Raw genomic sequence first — 19,485 nt, forward strand, 5'->3', positions numbered from 1 at the left:
ATGCAAAATTTTTTTGTCAGAAGTATGAGTAAGGCTTTTATAGCCACTTTATTGAGTACAATCACGAGCATTGCCATCGCCGCGCCACTTGCGGCAATGGATGATTATGATTGGGTTGTCATGGAGACGCCTGTAGATCCTGCAACGTATAAGTATGATTGCCCTAACGACTACAAATATGAAACTTATGATGCGCTACAAAACTGTCTGTATAACTTGAGGGAAGATGCGGATAATGCGCTTAGTAAGCAATGGGGTATCAGCGATAAAGTCGTTAGAGAGAGAAATGCGATTTTTATCAAAGTTGCTAATCGGAAAAACCCACTAGTATTTGTTGATTACTCCAGTCCTTATGAAGAGGATTTTAATCCTTATTATTCGCTACAAGACTACGATAAATCACGGAAATTACTGACAATACATCAAAGATTTTATGAAGGAGAGAGCTTGACGGTAGTGAATTTGACTACTGGGTTTTGGCAAGATTTTAGTCTCAGAAAGCTAAGTATCTCTCCTGATATGAGATATATAGTCGGTTTTGAAAGTGAAATGGGAGCGACGGAACACGTCAATATTTTGGAGCGACAAGATAGCGGTTACTATGAAGGCTACTATAAACAAGTCTATAGCAGTAGTGACGATTCAAAAAACTACGACAGTCATAAAAAGTTTTATCAAGCAGATAAAGCACAGCAGGTTTATGATAGCGAAACCTTTACTTGGATAAATGATGATAAATTTTATGCAGATTCTTTTTATAAGTTAAATGAAGCGGCTTTTAGAGTACGATATACCTTTATTAAAAATACCTCAATGAATAAGTGGCAACTGTATGAAGGTAGTAGGTAAATGATTACTATCTCTCATCACATAAAAGCAGCGTTGACTGTCGCAGGACTATTTATATTTACCACAATAGCAGCCTTAGATGCACAGGCAGCGCCTTTAGCTTTAAAGCCATCGAAAAGTGAAGAGATATGGATAAAAGTCGCTGCGCCTGTAGCGATAGACTGGTATGAAGACAGCTGTCGATACGATCATACTGAATATCAAACATTTACAGATTATGAAAACTGTATTTTTGAATCGTTAGCCCAAGCTGATAATGCACAAAGCCGAGAGTGGGGCTTGAGTGACCGAGTCGTTCGAGAAAAGGATACCATTTATATCAGTATACCGAATCAAAAGCAGCCATTGGTATTTAAGGATTATCTTGAACCGTTTGAAGAGGAACATAGCGCTCACTATGAATTACAGTACTACGATAAATCGCATCATTTATTACAGTTACTACATACGATGTATGAGACTCAAGCGACTGTCATTGTCGATTTAAACACGGGGCGTTGGCAAGAGCTATATGCGACCAACCTTAAGTTTTCTGACGATATGACTCAAGTGGTAGGGTTCAACGGTAGGCAAGGTATGGCTAAAGATATCATGTTATGGGAGCGTCAAAAAGGTAATAATGACGGACGCTATGCAACGGTGTTTGGTAGTGATGAATTATATGAGCAAGATTATGACGATGACAAAAAAAACGAAGTGTACGAAGCGCGATATATCAGTTGGACAAGCAATAATAAAGTTAACGTTGATTTTTATTACAGAGTCAATCCCACTGACACGGTAGCATTTCGCGTGCGCTATATTTATGCGGCTGATAATAAAGAGGGTAAATGGCAGAGAGTTTTACCTGATGCTAATATCAACGATTAAAAAACAATAAAAAGGTCTAGCTCTCATATGCAAATAACTCTATCAGTCGCCACCTCAATTCGCATCTGTATGGCGAGTGCATTGCTACTGATGCTATCGGTGCCTGCGCAAGCAGACCTGCCCAAAGCGGCGATGGATGACTATGTTTGGGAGGTACTAGACAAGCCCGTTTATCCTAACTGGGGTGAGAATTGCAGTAGTGAAGATGAGCGGATTTATCAAGATTGCTTAGATAAAAGCTTGATGATTTATAATCAAAGACTCATCAAGAAATGGGGTTTATCAGAATACATTTCTCGCAAGCTAAACAAGACTATCATAAAGGTACCAAATCATGACCTTATCATATTGATGGACGATTTTGCAGAAGGGGAAAAAGAGCTTAGATATGTTTATCTTTTAGACCATTATGATGCAGATAACAACTGGCTTTATTTATCTGGGCAAATATATGAGACTAACAATACAGTATTGATTGATTTAGATTCAGGCTTCAAGCAAGAGTTTGAAGGATCTCATTTGACGTTTTCACCAGATATGACTTATGCAGCTACGGTTAAAGTTGAGTTTCCAGGAGAAGAAAATGTCATGATCTGGAAAAAAGATAAGAGCGATGCTTACCAGTATGACGAAAAAAATAACAGGGATTACGATAAATTCCGACAACATTTAAAATTTTATAATGGTAGCGAAGATAATCCAATGGTTCGCAAGGTAGAGGTTGAATGGATTACCAATGAGAGCTTATTGGTAGATTTCTATTTCAAAATGAACGATAGCTATACTGCTGCTTACCGAGTACGCTTTAACTATGTAAAGACAGATTCTGCATCAGACTGGCAAATGATTCCCATAAAATAGCCCATTGCTGTAAAATGACTGGTTTTTATTTCATTATATTTAAGCATGACAGGTAAGTAACTTATGAGTATTCACGGTATCTTGGGTGAGCAAACCACCGACTATCCAACCGAGTATAGTCCAGAAACCTTGTATCCAATTGCCCGTAGTATGGGGCGTGATGCCATTGGCTGGCAAGACGATAAGTTAATGGTTGGCATCGATTGGTGGCAGGCATTTGAGCTGTCTTGGTTAAATCAACAGGGTATCTCGCAGGTTGCTATCGCACGTTTTGGCATTCCGGCCAGCTCGCCATTTATCGTTGAGTCAAAATCACTTAAGCTCTATCTAAACAGTATTAACTTTACTGAATTCGCTAGTTGGAATGATGTGCAAGCGCTGATAGCGAAAGATTTGTCGCAGTGCGTACAAGCAGAGGTACAAGTTGAGTTATTTAGTTTAGAAGATGAACGCTCAGGGCTATTAATCGCCCAACCTGAAGGAGTTTGTATTGATAATGCCTTAGAAAATAGTACGGCTAAAGTTGCGTTATGCGAACATCCTGATGCGTCGCTATTGAGTGGTGATAAAACGGATGCTCATTCAGAAATTGACAGCGCACAGCCCTATACTTTTTATTCTAATTTACTACGCAGTAATTGTCCGGTCACCAATCAGCCAGATTGGGGGACGTTGGCAGTATCGATTACGACGGATAAGCCCATTAATACGGCTAATATACTGCGTTATATTTTAAGTTTCCGTCAGCACAATGGTTTTCATGAGCAATGTGTGGAGCAGATATTTGCTGATTTGAGTCAATACTATGAGCCAAGTGAGCTGATGGTTCGCGCTTGGTATACACGCCGAGGCGGTATCGATATCAACCCTTGCCGTGTGAGTGATATAACCTTGCTACCTAAACCAAGTCGTTTGATTCGCCAGTAAATGCATGTTCACTACCATGTTTAATAATGAAGATTTTTAGCTTTCATAGATGAGCGTTCTTTCTTATACTCAATAAACCTTATTTTATGAATATTGAGATGCAGTTATGAAGTTAAAAACCAGCTTTTTAACCGCTCTAGGGACTGCTACTTTGTCTCTAGCTACCTTGCAGTTGGCACAGGCTGCATTTGTGGAAAATCAATATAACTGTGAAGACGCTTATATGGAAGTGGCTTATGATTGTGGTAACGATGCGATTGTAGTCGAAAAAAATCGCCTCAATAAAATCTATATGAGCGCTTATCGTACTTTGAATACGACACAAAAACAGCAGTTGGATAAAGAGCAGCGTATATGGTTAAAGGATCGTAATGATAAGTGTGACTTTGACTATGAAGGTCCAATGAATAATTCTGTGGTATACGCTCAGATTAGCGCTAATGTTTGCGCCGCTAACGAGAGTCAGAAACGTAGTAAGGCGATTGCTAAAAAATATAATATCAAATAACAATTTTCATTTTTTTAGAAGTAAAAAAAGCGCCTATCTCATTTATGAGACAGGCGCTTTTTATGGTATAAGTTTTATGAATAAAACTATTTGCCGCTTACTTTTGCAATGGCTTCTTCGCGGCTTAGCATTTGTTTTTCTGCTTCACGGCGATTGACGTATTCGTACTTGCCTTCAGCCAAGTTACGGTCTGAAACCACGATACGATGAGGAATACCAATCAATTCAAGATCAGCAAACTTGACACCTGGACGCTCGTTACGATCATCAAGAAGCACATTGATGCCTTGTGCTTTTAACTCTTCATAGAGTGCCGTCGCTGTCTGCATGACGGTCTCTTCTTTTGACTTCATCGGTATGATAGCGACTTCAAAAGGAGCGATTGAATCATTAACCGTTGGCGTCTGTGGCCACATGATACCGTTTTCGTCGTTGTTCTGTTCGATAGCAGCGGCAATGATACGGCTCACACCAATACCGTAGCAGCCCATCATTAGGGTCACAGGCTTACCATCTTCACCAGATACGGTAGCATTTAACGCTTGCGAGTACTTGTCACCCAACTGGAAGATATGACCGACCTCGATACCACGTTTGATTTTTAGGCTGCCTTTACCATCAGGAGAAGGGTCGCCTTCTTGTACATTGCGTACATCAACGACACGTGTAATGCTCGCATCACGCGCCCAGTTCATACCAGTGGTGTGTTTATTAACTTCATTGGCACCGCACACAAAGTCTGACAAAGTTGCTGCCGAACGATCAACGAAGACAGGTATATCCAAATTAACGCCAATATAGCCTTTATGCAGACCAGCAGCTTTCAGTTCTTCATCAGAAGCCATTGTCAGCGGCACATTGGCCTCTTCGATTTTCTCGGCTTTGATCGTATTTAGCTGATGATCGCCGCGTAATACGATAGCAATAAGCTGTGGCTCATCATTTTCGGTATGACCATGGACGATTAGCGTTTTGACCGTCGTTTCTAATGGTAAGCCTAAATGTTCAGCAACCATTTTACAGCTGGTCATATTTTCCGTCAGGACGTCTTCGCGCACCATTTTCGGTGGCTGACGCTCAGCGGTGCTCACTGATTCGGCAAGCTCAACGTTGGCCGCATAATCAGAAGAATCAGAGAAGGCGATATCATCTTCGCCGCTGTCTGCCAAGACATGAAATTCATGTGAAGCAAAACCACCAATAGAACCAGTATCCGCTTGTACCGCACGGAAATCTAAGCCCAAACGGGTAAAGATACGCGTGTAAGCGTCATACATATCATGGTAAGTCTTGGCCAATGAGGCTTGGTCAACGTGGAACGAATAAGCATCTTTCATGGTAAATTCGCGTGCGCGCATCACACCAAAACGTGGACGAATCTCATCACGGAATTTGTTCTGAATTTGGAAAAAGGTGATTGGTAATTGTTTATAACTACGCAGCTCGCCTTGCGCCAGATTGGTGATGACTTCTTCATGCGTCGGACCTAATACAAAATCGCGATCATGACGGTCTTTGAAGCGCAACAGCTCAGGACCATAATCGTTAAAGCGTCCGGTCGTTTGCCAAAGCTCGGCAGGCTGGGTCATCGGCATGAGCACTTCTTGTGCACCAACTTCTTGCATCTCTTCACGAACAATACGTTCGACTTTTTGCAAGATGCGTAGCCCCATGGGCAACCAAATATATAACCCAGAAGCAATCTTTCGAATAAGACCGGCACGCACCATCAATTGGCTTGAGGTGATATCGGCATCACTTGGGGTTTCTTTTAGAGTGGCAAATAAAAATTGACTGGCTTTCATAAATAAAGCGTAACCTTATCAACGATAAAATAAATAAGAAATAGTAGGATGTTGAGCGTGTGCTTTGATGGCCGACGCAAGCTTACCTTTGTATCACTTGGTAATAGTCTAGGACATGCCTAGCTAAAAAGTACTGCGACAAACAGTACATGAATAGAAAGTGCGTTCATAAAACGCCTTACAAAAAGGCTGGAACTTTTCATTTTGTATTAAAACGTTGATGTTGGCAGCGTCATACTTTACGCATAAAGACCAGAAAAATAGATGTACGCCAACATTTTGCTTATACAATCTGACTATGTTAGGTAAAGTTAGCCTAAGACGCAATGACTTTTTGTTTTTTCAGACAGAACGTGACTTAAACGTGACTTAAACGTGACTTAAACGAGCAAATGAGGTCACTACAACTCGATTATTTACCAGTTTTTAGGGTATTTATAATAAATGGTAGCGCTAGTCATTATGTAGCGTATTGGTAGTTATTACTTGAAGTTGCTGCTCAAAAGTAGCATTTATCATTTAGACAGTTATTTGTTATACGTTTAATAAGAATAAATGATAAAACTCTGAGGGTGTTTATATGAATAATCCTGACAATCGATCTCCTGTTAATAATGATGCGACTAACTCACAAGCGAAAAAACCCATTGCGATGATGTCGTGGATGATATTGCTCATTGGTTTAGCAGCTATCGTCTTTGCTATTTATAGTGTGCAGAATATAACCAAGGAAGAGCCGATAGAAACCATTACTCGTGAAGGCGTGGTCACACAAATTCAAAAATTGAATCGTTTGGAAACGGTGGCGTTTAGTGTCGATACCGTCATTACCAGTCAACGTCCTGGCAGTTGGATGAAGCTGTGGCAAGACGAGCAAAAGGGTTTGTTTATCGCGCGCGGACGAGTGGAGGCGGGGATTGATTTAAGTGCACTTACCCCTGAGATGGTACAAGTGTTGCAGCCTGAAATTAACGTCGATGAGGTACAAGAAGCGGGTGCTAATACGCCAGTCTCAGTGATGCCGCAAATCAATATTACCATCCCACCATCAGAGATATTTTCGGTTTATCTAGACGATATCGAGATTTATGATTGGCAGACTGGTGCTTTTGGCATGATGCAAGTCGATCCAAAAATATTGCAACAAGCGCAAAGTATGGCAAAAAAAGAAGTGCTCGAACGCGCTTGTCGCGGTGATGTCATGAATATGGCACTAGAAAATGCGCAAACCCAACTGCAACAGCTATTTTCGTTAACTGGTGCAGTAGTGACGGTAACGACTCAAGGCGCAGGCGCGTGCCAGATGCCAGTAAAATAATGCATACATAATTTTATTAGAGTCATAGACTAGATAATCATACGTTAGCTTATTAATTGGAAACAGTTAAAGTAACGCCATTTATATTGTATAGTAAAGCTTATCTATTATTCATAATCAACTTATGAATTTCGTTGATAATATAACCCTATACAAAAGGTGGCGTATATGACAACTCTTAATAATAAACCGTCTTCTAAGCCTGAACGTCAGCTTAATAAGCGTCCTAAAGCGAAGGAATCGCTTTCTTTTGCGACATGGGTGCTGTTAATCATAAGCTTCACTTTATTAGCCTATGCTTTTTATGTTATCCAAACTCGTATCTTGTAAACTCTAGCTGATACTAGTAAGGGTAGATAATGTGAGTAAGATGCAATAGCTGACACTCTTAGTAAATTGAGGTTTTAGTGTTGATGTAATGCGTCGCTATTTTTTAAATTCAGCAATCGCTAATTGGCGAGCCGCTTTATGTTCGACCATCGGTAATGGGTAATCAATGTCAGAAAATTTACCGCCCTTTGCCAGTGCTTGACGCATTTTATCCTCGCTATGCAAGATGGTGGTAGGAATAGCTTTTAGCTCAGGCAGCCACGTCTTGATAAATTCGCTATCGGTATCGTGGGTTTTGGCTTGGCTAAAAGGGTTCATAATACGAAAGTAAGGTGCAGAGTCGGTGCCAGTAGACGCGCTCCATTGCCAACCCCCATTATTGGACGCAAAGTCACCATCTATCAGCTGCTGCATAAAGTAGCGCTCACCTAAGCGCCAATCAATCAATAAATCCTTGGTCAAAAACATCGCCGTGACCATCCGCAAGCGATTGTGCATAAAGCCCGTCGCATTCAGGCAGCGCATTGCCGCATCGACTAACGGCACGCCAGTTTTACCTATGCACCATGCCGCAAAATCATCTTGATTATATGACCAGTTAATTTTGACATCAGTCTCATGTTTATACGCTTGATGGCGAATCAGATCGGGCTTATAGTCTAAAACATGGCGATAGAAATCTCGCCAAGCCAGCTCACTTATCCAGCGGTTAATGTCGTTATTATCAGTGTTGTCAAAGCTATCCCCGCTATCTAAGGTGTCACCGTCATTCCCATGTAATTCTCCCAGTGCTTTGCTTAATTGTAGGGTAGCTTGTACGTAGCAAAGTCTGGGGCTGATTGCACCAATAGTCAGGTAGGCAGATAGCTGACTGGTGGTATTTAAACTGGGTACATCACGGCTCACATCGTAGTTATCAATATCCTCAGTGATGAAGTCCTCTAAACGCTGGCACGCCGCCGCTTCGCCAGCAGGGTAGGCTGCCCGAGCGTGCTCAAGCTGTACGTCCATATCAATGTGCTCTAATAAACCAGCATTTTGCAGTGCCTTTTGATAATCTTCGACTACTTCTTTACTTGCTATTTCTATATCTTCGATAGTAGCACTGTCGTTCGATACTTCTAGTTTGACTTTAGTCTTGCGATTTATGGCTGATGCCTCATGCATTTGTATGGTGCTGATATCCAAGGTATGACGCCATTTTTTATAAAATGGGGTAAACACCTGATACATGCTGTCATCGTTCGTGGTGATGGTTTGTGGTGGCAAGATACATTGATCATGCCAGCGGATAAATTCTATATCGTTGTTTGCAAGCTGTTTGGTTAGTTGTTCATCACGCTTAATCTCATTGCCTTCGTACTCGTGATTTGCCATAACAGTGCTGATCTGGTTCTCGCTACAGATATCTAGCATCGCCTCAACACAGTCAGAAAAGCTTGGACAGAGCTGTACTGTTAAGTGGATATTTAATTGCGTTTGCAGAGATTTGGCTAGGATAGGCAAGGTACGAGCGATATGGTCGAGCTGTGTCAGCGACATGTCATGGGCTTGCCATTGTTCAGGCGTCACGAAGTAAATAGCGCTTACTGAGGCGTTATCCGCATTTGCCTGCTCGCAAAGCGCAGCTAGCGCGGTATTATCATGAACTCGCAGGTCACGACGAAACCACATTAAATAATGTGCTGGGTTTACGCTAGTGGCATCGTCGCTATTGTTGAAGTTGCTTGTTTCGGTGCTATCTGTGCTATCGGTGTTATGAGACGTTTCCGCCGCCGTTTTAGACATTCAACTATCCCTCTATTAATCAATCGCAATCATAAACAAAACTGGTAATAAAAGTATGCTAGGATAAGTTTTTGGATGCAATGGATTTACCATTCAATTAACAAATCCTCATATTTACGCTTTAGCGTTGGCAATTGACGTTTACCTTCCGTCAATGTAGCGAAGACAGTCTAATAATGTCGTACTGAGTGTTATATCTAAGGTCACATCATGCACGTTAAGTTTTGCGGATTTACCCAGCCTAATGATATTAAAATTGCTGCCCAGTTGGGTGTTGATGCGGTTGGCTTGGTATTTTATCCGCCCAGTCCACGCGCTGTCACTATCGAGCAGGCGCAATCGTTAAGTGCGTCTTTGCCAGCTTTTATAAGTATAGTGGCTCTAGTGGTGAATATGCCGCGCGCAGAGCTGATAGAATTAGCGAATCAGGTCGCTTTTGATATCATTCAATTCCATGGTGATGAAACACCAGAGCAATGTGCGCAGCTGGCCAGTGCGGTCAATAAACGCTGGATAAAAGCGCTGCGTATCAATGCTGACCAACACACTGCCGCTAGCGTAAGTGCCGAGATTAATGAGTTTGCCGCCGCTGGCGCGAACAGTATCTTATTGGATGCTTACCATCCCCATAAATATGGCGGCACAGGGGCACGTTTTGATTGGAGTCTGCTACCGCAAGACAGCTCGCTACCTATTATTTTAGCGGGCGGACTGGATGCCGATAATGTCGCTGCCACTTTAGATTTGCCTATTTATGCGGTCGATGTCAGCGGTGGGATTGAGTCTGACAAAGGCAAAAAAGACGCTGCCAAAATGCGTGCCTTTATGAAAGCGGTAAAACGCGACCGATGGCAAAATGAGACGCTTGGCGAACCTTCGAATATCAGTAACTAGTTTTTTATCCGTTAAATAGCTAATTACTTGGAAAAATTTCCCCCTTATTTATCTTAAAAAATACCACTTATTATAGTAGGAATTATCATGAGTCATGTCGCGAGCAAAGATCTATCTACCACTGCTAAAGCTATCAATACCTTCACCAATCCAGAGAACGTGCAAGATTTCAATCAATATCCTGATGCCCGTGGACATTTCGGCGTGCATGGCGGTCGCTTTGTCTCTGAAACCTTGATGGCAGCACTAGAAGAGCTAGAAACGTTATATAACACAGTCAAAAAAGACCCTGCGTTTTGGGAAGAATATCACAATGATTTGGTCAACTATGTCGGCCGCCCAACGCCTTTATATCATGCCAAACGTTTAAGTGATGAGATTGGAGGTGCGCAAATTTATTTCAAACGCGAAGACTTAAACCATACTGGCGCACATAAAGTTAATAACACCATTGGACAAGCGCTACTTGCGAAGATGAGTGGTAAAAAACGTATTATTGCGGAAACTGGAGCAGGGCAACATGGTGTCGCGACGGCGACGATTGCCGCGCGTTTAGGGCTTGAATGTATCGTTTATATGGGCGCGGACGATGTCGAGCGTCAAAAGATGAACGTCTATCGTATGCGTTTGCTCGGTGCGACGGTTGTGCCAGTGACTTCAGGCTCACGTACCCTAAAAGATGCCATGAACGAAGCGATGCGTGATTGGGTCACCAATGTCGATAGCACGTATTACATCATTGGAACAGTTGCCGGTCCGCATCCTTATCCGCTACTCGTGCGTGATTTCCAAGCGATTATCGGTAAAGAAGCACGTATCCAGCATTTGCAAATGACGGGTAAATTACCAGATGCGCTAGTGGCTTGCGTTGGCGGTGGCTCGAATGCTATTGGTTTATTCTTTGACTTCCTAAATGACACGGAAGTTAAAATGTATGGCGTTGAAGCAACGGGTGACGGTATCGAAACGGGTCGTCATTCGGCACCATTAGCCGCTGGTCGTATCGGTGTACTGCATGGTAACCGTACCTACCTTATGGCGGATGATGACGGTCAAATTCAAGAGACGCATTCTATCTCAGCAGGTCTTGATTATCCTGGCGTTGGTCCTGAGCACAGCTTCTTAAAAGACATGAAGCGTGTTGAATATGTCGGCTGTACCGATAAAGAGTCGTTAGAAGGCTTTCATGAAGTCACGCGTAAAGAAGGTATTATCCCTGCGCTTGAATCTGCTCATGCCGTTGCTTATGCGCTTAAACTGGCTAAAACGATGACTCCTGAGCAAACCATTATCGTCAATATGTCAGGGCGTGGTGACAAAGATTTGCATTCAGTGATGAAGGCAGAAGGGATTGAGTTGTAGTAGCCTCTATTTTTATAAGCTATTTTACGATTTATCCATTATAAGAAAAATTGCTTAACACCCTTTGTTTAATATTGATTCTTAAATAAAGGGTTAACTAGGCCAGTTTATAATAATCAAGAGAACACTATGACCAGAATTGAAAGCACTTTTGAAACCCTAAAAGCCCAAAATAAAAAAGCCCTGATTCCTTATGTAATGGCAGGCGATCCCAATCCTAGTAACTTTGTTGGCTTGCTACATGATTTGGTTAAGCACGGCGCGGATATGATCGAAGTTGGCTTGCCGTTCTCTGATCCGATGGCAGATGGCCCAGTCGTCGCTTTAGCTGGAGAGCGTGCATTAGCCGCAGGTACGAGTACACGTGATGCCCTAAAAATGGTCGCGGAATTCCGTCAGCAAGACACGCAGACCCCCATTATTTTGATGGGTTATCTAAATCCCGTGGAAATCATCGGTTATGATAACTTTGTGGCGCTATGTGAGCAGTCAGGTGTCGATGGTATTTTGATGGTTGATTTACCACCAAGCGAGGCGGGCAGTTTTACCCAGCATTTGACTGACCATGCGATGAATGAGATTTTCTTATTGTCACCAACCACTTTACCTGAGCGCCGTGAGCAAGTATTGACCCATTGCGGTGGTTATATTTATTATGTGTCATTAAAAGGCGTGACGGGTTCGGCAACGCTTGATACTGATGATGTTGCGACTCAAGTACAAGCGATTAAAGCAGCGACTGATTTGCCAGTATGTGTGGGTTTTGGTATTCGTGATGCGGCTTCTGCTAAAGCGATTGGAGCACATGCTGATGGTATTATTGTCGGTAGTGCCTTGGTTCAAAATTTTGCTGATATAGATGCAAATGATAGCACTGCGGTTGCCGCCGCTCAGCAAAAAATCATGGCAAAAATGGATGAGCTACGCGGTGCACTTGATAGTTTGAGTGCTTGAGTTAAATAAAGTTAAATTATCGTCACTTAAATCGTCATGGCAATATGAATAACAATGTTTATAAAGACAGGGTTAAATGACTTTGCTAAAGTTAGTTTACGTGTGTAAACTAACATCACATATAAATTGTTACAGTTTCACGTAAGCGTGCCTTATAACTGCGCTTTATAACTGCGAAAGTTATGAGAATATGTGACGATTAAACTGATCCTTATAAATCGATTCTTAGGGACAAGCGCATGAGCCAGCTTGTCGATAAGCCTTTGATAATGGCGAATAATATGACTGATACGATAATAAAACCTGATATGACGACTCCGAACCATACTGAAAAAAGTAACGCTGAGCCAAACGGTAATACAGCTGGGCAATCGTGGTTTAATCGCCCGATACCGGGTATTAAACAGCAATTGACAGCGCCTTTGACAGCAGTAGAGACGGAACCGTCAACCAAGTGCAGTAATTGTCATTCGATGATTACCAATACGGCACTGATTTTTAATTGCTATGTCTGCCCGCATTGTGATCATCATTTACCGATGAGTGCTCGCGAGCGCTTAAACTGGTTACTCGATCAAGTAGAAGGTGAGCTAGGACAGCAGTTCACTGCCAAAGATCCGCTAAGGTTTGTGGATAGTAAGCCGTATCCGCAGCGTATGACCGAAGCACAAGACAAAACCGGCGAGTCTGAGGCGCTGATTGTATTGTATGGCAAGCTACGCAATCTTGATATAGTGACTTGTGCCTTTGACTTCCGCTTTATGGGTGGTTCTATGGGGTCAGTGGTTGGCGATCGTTTTGTCCAAGCAGCTGAGAAAGCACTGGCAGACAAAGTGCCTTTAGTTTGCTTTGCTGCCTCTGGCGGCGCACGTATGCAAGAAGGTTTACTGTCTTTGATGCAGATGGCTCGTACTGCCGCAGCGATTGAGCGTTTGAGAATTGCTGGCGTACCGTATATCGTGATATTGACCAATCCTGTTTATGGTGGTGTGACTGCGTCGCTCGCTATGTTAGGTGATATTCATTTAGCAGAACCAAAAGCCATGATCGGCTTTGCAGGCAAGCGCGTGATTGAGCAAACGGTTCGTGAGACGCTAGAAGAGCCGTTCCAGCGTGCCGAGTTCTTGTTAGAGCACGGTGTGGTCGATGAAGTGGTGCATCGTCATCAAATGATTGATACCATTTATCGTCTGCTGGCAAAGTTAAGCCGCATGCCTAATGTTGATGCCTAACTTGCTCATCGGCTTGACTAATGGATAACTGAGTTTAATATTCCGCATGACTTATGCTTAGTAGCATGCTAAATTTTGCTGACTAAGTAAGATCAATCAATAGCATTTATCGTCAACAGCGGTAAATGCTATTTTTGCTTTTTGGGCAGGTAGTTATATACTGTCTCTACTTTCTTAATGAATGCTTTCTCATTGACCATTTTTTATTCAAATATTTCAATATAGGCTGTGTCCATGTCCGACTCTCTACTTTTTAACCCTAACACTCCCAACAAGCATTCTAGCTTGACCGAATGGCTCGATTATATGCAGCAGATTCATGTATCGGCAATAGATATGGGGTTGTCGCGAGTTCTGCCAGTTGCCGAGGCGTTAGGCGTGGTACAGTCAGCCAAAGATGATGCTTATGTATTCACGGTGGCAGGCACCAATGGTAAAGGCTCAACGACGGCTGTCATCGCGCAGATGTGCCAAGCAGCAGGTTATAAAACGGCTCTGTATCAATCACCGCATCTAAGTGTATTTAATGAGCGCGTGCGTATTAATGGCGAGATGGTCAGTGACGAGACATTAATTGATGCCTTTAGCAAGGTAGAAGCAGCGCGATTAGCGTGTGAGCTGACCTTGTCATTTTTTGAGATGACCACACTTGCCGCATTATTAATATTTGCCGAAGCGGACTGCGATGTTTGGGTGTTAGAAGTAGGGCTGGGTGGGCGCTTAGATGTGGTCAATATCATTGATCCTGATATGGCAGTGATTACCAATATCGCTATCGATCATGTCGATTGGCTGGGTGACAATGTCGAAGATATTGGCCGTGAGAAAGCAGGTATCTTACGTGATGGTATTAGCGTGGTTTATGGTGCTACCGCGATGCCAGTCAGTGTGCAGCAAGCGATTGATAAGCATCAAGCAACTTGTTATCAAGTTGGGCAAGACTTTGATTATCGTGAAGTGGATGCAAGCGCTTGGCAGTACAGCAATGCCGCCGTTACCATGCAGTTACCACGTCCAGCGCTGTCATTGACCAATACTACTAATGCCTTATCAGCAGTGCTCGCAAGTCCATTAAATGTCGATAGTACTGCTATTGAGCAAGCATTACAAACGGTCAGTCTCGCTGGTCGCTTTGATTATCGTGAGACCCACAATCGCCATTGGCTGTTTGATGTCGCGCATAACGAGCAAGGCGTTGAGTTTTTATTGGCGCAACTATTACCGCTTTGGCAACAGCATTTAGCCAATCAAAATAGCTCTGAGGCTCTCAATCACAGCAGTAATCCAAATAGTAGCCGAAAAAATCAAACTACAGGAAAACCTGCCAGCATTAAAATGCTGTTTTCTATGTTGGGTGATAAAGATATCAATAAAGTCGTGCAGCATTTGACGATAGCGGGCTTACCGATTAGCGATTGGTTTGTCGCTGAGATTGATTATCCACGTGCTGCGAGCACTGAGCACTTGCAAGGTATCCTATCAAGCTATGTCGACAATGCTCAAATACACGAATTTAAACGTTTATCAGAAGCGACCGATGCAGCTATCAATGCCAGTCAGCCGCAAGACCTTATCGTGGTATGTGGCTCCTTTCATACGATCGGCGAGGCACTGGCAGCACTGGCGGTTGATAATTAACATTAAAATGGTGCTTATTTAATGTTAATCTTAGCAGTAGCATGATGGCAGACAGTATGAAAAATATGCTTTATAATCAAAGTGATTTGGCAAGCTGCTCCATAATGGCATTAAACGCTTGGCATAACATTTAAAAACGGATGGACGCAACTGGTGGCAATGACACCTATCAAGGCTATTAGAACTATCTAAATACAGTTTTGAGACGACAGTTGCGCCGCTCAATCAACCTTATTACCAACTAAGAGACGTAAACGGATGAACTTTTCGAGACAAGCCTTATTGGGCATTGGGATGATTATCGGCGGTAGCGTGATGCTATACGCCATGGTGCAACAGATTGGTGATAGTAATGAACCACAACCAGCGTCAGCAATGGTAGATAAGCCAAGCCCTGAGCAAGAGTCTCCTCAGCCGCTGACGACGGATATCGAGACTGAAAAACGTATCCTGGCAGAAAAACAAAAAGAGCGCGCTGCTCGTGTGGCTGAACAAGAAAAACGTGCCCAGCAGTTCTTAACTGAACAGGAAGCCGCTGAGGCGGAAGCATTGGCAAAAGCCCGTGCAGAAAGTCAGCAGTATATGGCCAGTAGTGCAGCAGCTGCTGAAGAGAGTGATAAATCCAAATCCGATGCGGAAAAAGATGCCACTACAACGCCAATAAAAAAGACTAGCGCTGCTGAGTCAGCTGAAAGTGAGACAAACACTGGCAACCAGCAAAAAGCTGCCCAAGCGCAACAAGAAGCTCAAAGGCAAGCGGCGATTAAAGAGCAGGCTGCCGCAAAGAAACTAGCAGACAGTAAAAAAGAAGCGGAAGCAAAAAGACAAGCGGAAATTAAGAAACAAGCGGATGCTGCGGCTGAGAAAAAACAAGCGGCAGCAGAAGCGGCTAAGAATGAGCCACCAAAATCGCCTTCTGATTATCAAGTTAAAAGAGGAGATGGGCTGATTAAACTGGCGCGGCAGTACAATATGCCAGTAGAAGTATTGGCACAAGCGAATAATCTGTCACCATCGACATCGCTACAATTGGGTCAAAACATCACCATTCCATCACGTAAGCAGGTGGAGCGATTAGCGCGTGAAGCGGCAGCGGCTGAGCAGGCACGTGAAGACAAGCGTCAGAAAGAAGAGGCTTTAGCCAAAAAATCAGCGGATGCTAAGCGTGAAGCACAGCAGAAACTCAGCGAAGCCCGTAAAGAAGTCAAAGAAACCGACGCCAAAGGCAGCTTTGGGGTGCAAGTAGCATTGGCAAACGATCAAGCCAAAGCGGATGAGCTGGCAAAGAAATTTAAATCCGCAGGCTACCAAGTTAAGACCAGCCCTACCAGCCGCGGGGTTCGCGTCATCATCGGTCCTGAGCGCGGTAAAGTGGCGGCGTTAGCGTTAAAAGATAAAATTAATAGTGATCCTAAGGTCAATACGACCAGTGCTTGGGTTTTATACTGGCGCTAAAATAGCATTAAAATCACTATAATCGGATGACTATTATTGCTAAATAAACAGCAGAGTCTTGGTTAGATTTTATTGTTTTATCTGAGTTTTATTCAAACACGACATTTATTGTCGTGTTTTTTGTTTTAGTGTTTGCTGATTGGCGTAAGCTTAGCTACGATGTGCGCCGATTGCCCCTGATTTTTTCTGTATAACGGGTCAGCCTATAAGGGCTGCCCTGTCGCAGTTGAGTATGTATGTCACTTTATGGAAGTCGTCATACATATTTGGCTGCCTTAATCATGTATAAGGTAAAACCATGTCATTTGGTGTTATATTTTTAATATTGGCCGTTGGGTTTTTAGGGCTGATTACCGTACCAAAGCTGTTGAAAAGACCTCCAGTTGTTGAGCCTGATCCAAAGCCAGTACGCGGTGATGAGTTGGCTATTTGGCCGTTTGCGCCGATGCCGATTATGACGGATACGGAAGTCATTTTCTTTAATAAGCTAAAAAGTGCGTTGCCGGAATATCATATTTTCGTTCAAGTTCAACTGTCACGCATTATCGAAGGCAATAGCAGTGAGGCGTCCGAGCGTAGCTTTTGGTTCAATCGTATCTGCCGTCAAAGCGTCGATTATGTGATTGTGGATATTGATGCGCAGACCACGCTGGTTGCTATCGAGCTTGATGATTGGACACACACGAGTAAAGCGCGTCAAAAGGCGGATGACAAAAAAGACAAAGCCCTTGCTAGTGCCGGTATTGCTATTGTGCGCTTTCACGCTGAGCGCATGCCAAGCGCAGATATGCTCAGGTACGAGCTGATGCAAGTGATTGAAAGCTATTGATAAAGTATCTTTGGTAGACAGTCAAGATTAGTCGCAACAACGGCATTTACTTTTTTGTGTAACATTGCTGTTATATTCGTTTACTTTATAGATAAGTTGCTTAAATAAGAGTATTATTATTTTATTTTAAAGCAAACTTAAGTTTTCTAAATTAAGAGGCGATTTTTTGAATTAAGACATTATTTGCTTAATTATATAAAAAATTTGATGCTTCTAGTTTTTAAAATTACTCTATAAAGGACTGTGTTATGAAATTTTTTAAATTGAGCGCATTAGCGTTAGCCAGCACGTTAGCGTTAGCAGGCTGTGGTGATGACAATAATAATAGCTCTTCTGGTAATGGTACTAATACGCCAGATGTGCCAGTCAAACCACCTGTCGATAATAGTTTGTCTGAGATCGAGCAAGCGAAAGAGATGATTCGTACCGCCAAGCTATTTGTCAGTGACAATAAAGCGGTTACAGATGCTTACGAAGATGTAAGTGATATCCTTACAGAAAAGCAAGATACGCGACTTGGTTATACCTTTGATATCCCACAAGGCCTTGCTGGCTATATGCGTGAGAACTCGATCAGTCGTCTAGATGCAGATGATATTATCTATTTAGGAGAACATGGTGATACTAAGGATATCCTAGAGAATAATCCTGATTTAACAAGCGATTTTTATTGGGATCGATTCTATGATCGTAAGTTAGAACCTAGTGATGACTTTTTAGCGACACTAAATGCTGACGGGAAGTTTACCTTGACTGGTAGCACCAAAGTCAATATCGAAGAATACGATTACGTATATAATCTGCAAACAGGTTTGTATGACCCTGTTATTGATAACAAAGACGTTTTCACCGTAGTGTTTGATGGTTATGAAGATGCGTTAAGCTCAAACACCAGTACAGATAACTTTAACGGTAGTTTGGGTTTCAAGAGTATTAAAATTGGTACTGGCACTGATATCGTTGCCCTCAGCTCAAATACTAAAGGTGCAACAGTCAGTGGTCAATTCAGTGATAAAGTCTTGGTCAATGATGAGTTTGATATCAATGATGCAAATAAAGAAGGCATCACGCTAGAAAAGGCAGTCATCAAATTAAGCAGCCTGAAGTTGACGGCTAATGATAGCGTGATTGAAGCAAAAGATTTTGAATTTGCTGCGCTGGATGTCAGCAGAAAGCTAGCAGATAACAGTCTGGTGGTTAGAACAATCCCTTATAAGTTTGCTATAACGGGCAAGATGACCAAGCAAAAACCGATGACTGATGTAGAGATTACACTGAATGCGACTGCCAATGACGCTGATATAAAGAAATTTATCATAATCGATGAAGTTGGTGATATCGAAGAGGCCGCCAATAAATACGTAGGTATGGAAATAGTATTGGCGATTAAAGGCAAGGTAACGAAAGAGAATACAACGACGATTCCGCTTGATTTCCAAGCCAATCTTAAACGTACTGCTCGTAATGTTATTGAGCTACAAGGTCTGACTGCTAGCGTAGAAGGTAAGAAGCTATTTGTAACCGGTAAGTCAAGCTTAGATAATAACTATGATGTGGTTAGCACCCAGTTTACCGTTGAGCAAAATAAAGCGTCGATCAAGTTAAATGTTGATGCCAATGGTGATTTTATTAAAGATAAAATGGGTAAGCTTGGCGATATCATGGTTAACGGTAAAGACTACGGTGATTTAATGGATAATGATGGCAAAGTTACTGCCAAGTTTACTGATGATAGTTTAATTATTCTATAATCAAATCATGTGTCACATCGACTCTCAACCGTTGTTAGTAGCGATTGAGGTATAGCAACAAAAAAAAGAGACAGATTCCTGTCTCTTTTTTATGCTCTCTAATAAACGTGAGAA

Annotated in this window: 17 protein-coding genes; 15 read left to right on the forward strand and 2 right to left on the reverse strand. The window is 42.5% G+C overall.

Going from position 1 to position 19,485, the window contains the following annotated elements; genetic code table 11:
- The 5 genes from ACI2JM_RS10610 (at position 1) to ACI2JM_RS10630 (ending at position 4,015) form a co-directional block, all read left to right on the forward strand.
- Positions 1–849: a hypothetical protein gene (locus ACI2JM_RS10610; RefSeq protein ID WP_404644089.1), complete on the forward strand. Its 849-nt coding sequence runs from the start codon at positions 1–3 to the stop codon at positions 847–849.
- Entirely contained in the window at positions 850–1,719 is an 870-nt protein-coding gene (locus ACI2JM_RS10615) for a hypothetical protein (RefSeq protein ID WP_404644091.1), read from the forward strand.
- A gap of 27 nt (positions 1,720–1,746) precedes the next feature.
- A complete protein-coding gene (locus tag ACI2JM_RS10620; RefSeq protein WP_404644093.1) occupies positions 1,747–2,580 on the forward strand; it encodes a hypothetical protein in 834 nt (277 codons plus the stop codon).
- A 63-nt stretch (positions 2,581–2,643) separates the two neighbouring features.
- Complete coding sequence (gene queF, locus ACI2JM_RS10625; protein WP_404644095.1) at positions 2,644–3,507, forward strand: NADPH-dependent 7-cyano-7-deazaguanine reductase QueF; 864 nt, start codon at positions 2,644–2,646, stop codon at positions 3,505–3,507.
- A gap of 106 nt (positions 3,508–3,613) precedes the next feature.
- Positions 3,614–4,015 carry a lysozyme inhibitor LprI family protein gene (locus tag ACI2JM_RS10630; RefSeq protein WP_404644097.1) on the forward strand — a complete coding sequence of 134 codons (402 nt, stop codon included), beginning with the start codon at positions 3,614–3,616 and terminating at the stop codon, positions 4,013–4,015.
- An 86-nt stretch (positions 4,016–4,101) separates the two neighbouring features.
- Here the strand turns inward: ACI2JM_RS10630 and ACI2JM_RS10635 are convergent, their stop codons facing one another.
- Positions 4,102–5,820, reverse strand: a complete 1,719-nt coding sequence (locus ACI2JM_RS10635; protein WP_404644099.1) for a proline--tRNA ligase — start codon at positions 5,818–5,820, stop codon at positions 4,102–4,104.
- 580 nt (positions 5,821–6,400) lie between these two features.
- Here ACI2JM_RS10635 and ACI2JM_RS10640 point away from each other — a divergent pair.
- Positions 6,401–7,138: a DUF4230 domain-containing protein gene (locus ACI2JM_RS10640; RefSeq protein WP_404644101.1), complete on the forward strand. Its 738-nt coding sequence runs from the start codon at positions 6,401–6,403 to the stop codon at positions 7,136–7,138.
- A gap of 168 nt (positions 7,139–7,306) precedes the next feature.
- Positions 7,307–7,468, forward strand: coding sequence for a hypothetical protein (locus ACI2JM_RS10645; RefSeq protein WP_404644103.1), 162 nt, complete (start codon positions 7,307–7,309; stop codon positions 7,466–7,468).
- A gap of 96 nt (positions 7,469–7,564) precedes the next feature.
- On the opposite strand, the gene ACI2JM_RS10650 is transcribed toward ACI2JM_RS10645, so the two are convergent.
- The gene (locus ACI2JM_RS10650) at positions 7,565–9,256 is read right to left on the reverse strand and encodes a cryptochrome/photolyase family protein (protein WP_404644105.1); all 1,692 of its coding nucleotides are present in this window, start codon (positions 9,254–9,256) and stop codon (positions 7,565–7,567) included.
- Between the two features lie 210 nt (positions 9,257–9,466).
- Between ACI2JM_RS10650 and ACI2JM_RS10655 the strand changes: the two genes are divergently transcribed.
- The 8 genes from ACI2JM_RS10655 to ACI2JM_RS10690 all read left to right on the forward strand — a co-directional run bounded on the left by ACI2JM_RS10655 (position 9,467) and on the right by ACI2JM_RS10690 (position 19,371).
- Positions 9,467–10,150, forward strand: a complete 684-nt coding sequence (locus ACI2JM_RS10655) for a phosphoribosylanthranilate isomerase (RefSeq protein ID WP_045454504.1) — start codon at positions 9,467–9,469, stop codon at positions 10,148–10,150.
- A gap of 87 nt (positions 10,151–10,237) precedes the next feature.
- Positions 10,238–11,512, forward strand: coding sequence for a tryptophan synthase subunit beta (gene trpB, locus ACI2JM_RS10660; protein WP_404644107.1), 1,275 nt, complete (start codon positions 10,238–10,240; stop codon positions 11,510–11,512).
- 129 nt (positions 11,513–11,641) lie between these two features.
- Entirely contained in the window at positions 11,642–12,466 is an 825-nt protein-coding gene (gene trpA, locus ACI2JM_RS10665; RefSeq protein ID WP_087814684.1) for a tryptophan synthase subunit alpha, read from the forward strand.
- A gap of 269 nt (positions 12,467–12,735) precedes the next feature.
- Complete coding sequence (gene accD, locus ACI2JM_RS10670) at positions 12,736–13,698, forward strand: acetyl-CoA carboxylase, carboxyltransferase subunit beta (protein ID WP_176393059.1); 963 nt, start codon at positions 12,736–12,738, stop codon at positions 13,696–13,698.
- Between the two features lie 234 nt (positions 13,699–13,932).
- Positions 13,933–15,336, forward strand: a complete 1,404-nt coding sequence (locus tag ACI2JM_RS10675) for a bifunctional folylpolyglutamate synthase/dihydrofolate synthase (protein ID WP_404644110.1) — start codon at positions 13,933–13,935, stop codon at positions 15,334–15,336.
- Between the two features lie 258 nt (positions 15,337–15,594).
- On the forward strand, positions 15,595–16,791 hold the full coding sequence (locus ACI2JM_RS10680) for a LysM peptidoglycan-binding domain-containing protein (protein WP_404644112.1): 1,197 nt from the start codon (positions 15,595–15,597) through the stop codon (positions 16,789–16,791).
- Positions 16,792–17,089: 298 nt separating this feature from the next.
- The gene (locus ACI2JM_RS10685; protein ID WP_314885116.1) at positions 17,090–17,620 is read left to right on the forward strand and encodes a DUF2726 domain-containing protein; all 531 of its coding nucleotides are present in this window, start codon (positions 17,090–17,092) and stop codon (positions 17,618–17,620) included.
- A 248-nt stretch (positions 17,621–17,868) separates the two neighbouring features.
- Entirely contained in the window at positions 17,869–19,371 is a 1,503-nt protein-coding gene (locus tag ACI2JM_RS10690; protein WP_404644114.1) for a hypothetical protein, read from the forward strand.
- Positions 19,372–19,485: the final 114 nt, after the last annotated feature.

The organism is Psychrobacter sp. NPDC064578, assembly GCF_044901245.1.
GTDB classification, from domain to species: domain Bacteria; phylum Pseudomonadota; class Gammaproteobacteria; order Pseudomonadales; family Moraxellaceae; genus Psychrobacter; species Psychrobacter cibarius_C.

Coding starts and splice junctions, on each gene's coding strand:
- ACI2JM_RS10610 (WP_404644089.1), top strand. CDS start 1: ATGCAAAATTTTTTTGTCAGAAGTATGAGTAAGGCTTTTATAGCCACT.
- ACI2JM_RS10615 (WP_404644091.1), top strand. CDS start 850: ATGATTACTATCTCTCATCACATAAAAGCAGCGTTGACTGTCGCAGGA.
- ACI2JM_RS10620 (WP_404644093.1), top strand. CDS start 1,747: ATGCAAATAACTCTATCAGTCGCCACCTCAATTCGCATCTGTATGGCG.
- queF (WP_404644095.1), top strand. CDS start 2,644: ATGAGTATTCACGGTATCTTGGGTGAGCAAACCACCGACTATCCAACC.
- ACI2JM_RS10630 (WP_404644097.1), top strand. CDS start 3,614: ATGAAGTTAAAAACCAGCTTTTTAACCGCTCTAGGGACTGCTACTTTG.
- ACI2JM_RS10635 (WP_404644099.1), bottom strand. CDS start 5,820: ATGAAAGCCAGTCAATTTTTATTTGCCACTCTAAAAGAAACCCCAAGT.
- ACI2JM_RS10640 (WP_404644101.1), top strand. CDS start 6,401: ATGAATAATCCTGACAATCGATCTCCTGTTAATAATGATGCGACTAAC.
- ACI2JM_RS10645 (WP_404644103.1), top strand. CDS start 7,307: ATGACAACTCTTAATAATAAACCGTCTTCTAAGCCTGAACGTCAGCTT.
- ACI2JM_RS10650 (WP_404644105.1), bottom strand. CDS start 9,256: ATGTCTAAAACGGCGGCGGAAACGTCTCATAACACCGATAGCACAGAT.
- ACI2JM_RS10655 (WP_045454504.1), top strand. CDS start 9,467: ATGCACGTTAAGTTTTGCGGATTTACCCAGCCTAATGATATTAAAATT.
- trpB (WP_404644107.1), top strand. CDS start 10,238: ATGAGTCATGTCGCGAGCAAAGATCTATCTACCACTGCTAAAGCTATC.
- trpA (WP_087814684.1), top strand. CDS start 11,642: ATGACCAGAATTGAAAGCACTTTTGAAACCCTAAAAGCCCAAAATAAA.
- accD (WP_176393059.1), top strand. CDS start 12,736: ATGGCGAATAATATGACTGATACGATAATAAAACCTGATATGACGACT.
- ACI2JM_RS10675 (WP_404644110.1), top strand. CDS start 13,933: ATGTCCGACTCTCTACTTTTTAACCCTAACACTCCCAACAAGCATTCT.
- ACI2JM_RS10680 (WP_404644112.1), top strand. CDS start 15,595: ATGAACTTTTCGAGACAAGCCTTATTGGGCATTGGGATGATTATCGGC.
- ACI2JM_RS10685 (WP_314885116.1), top strand. CDS start 17,090: ATGTCATTTGGTGTTATATTTTTAATATTGGCCGTTGGGTTTTTAGGG.
- ACI2JM_RS10690 (WP_404644114.1), top strand. CDS start 17,869: ATGAAATTTTTTAAATTGAGCGCATTAGCGTTAGCCAGCACGTTAGCG.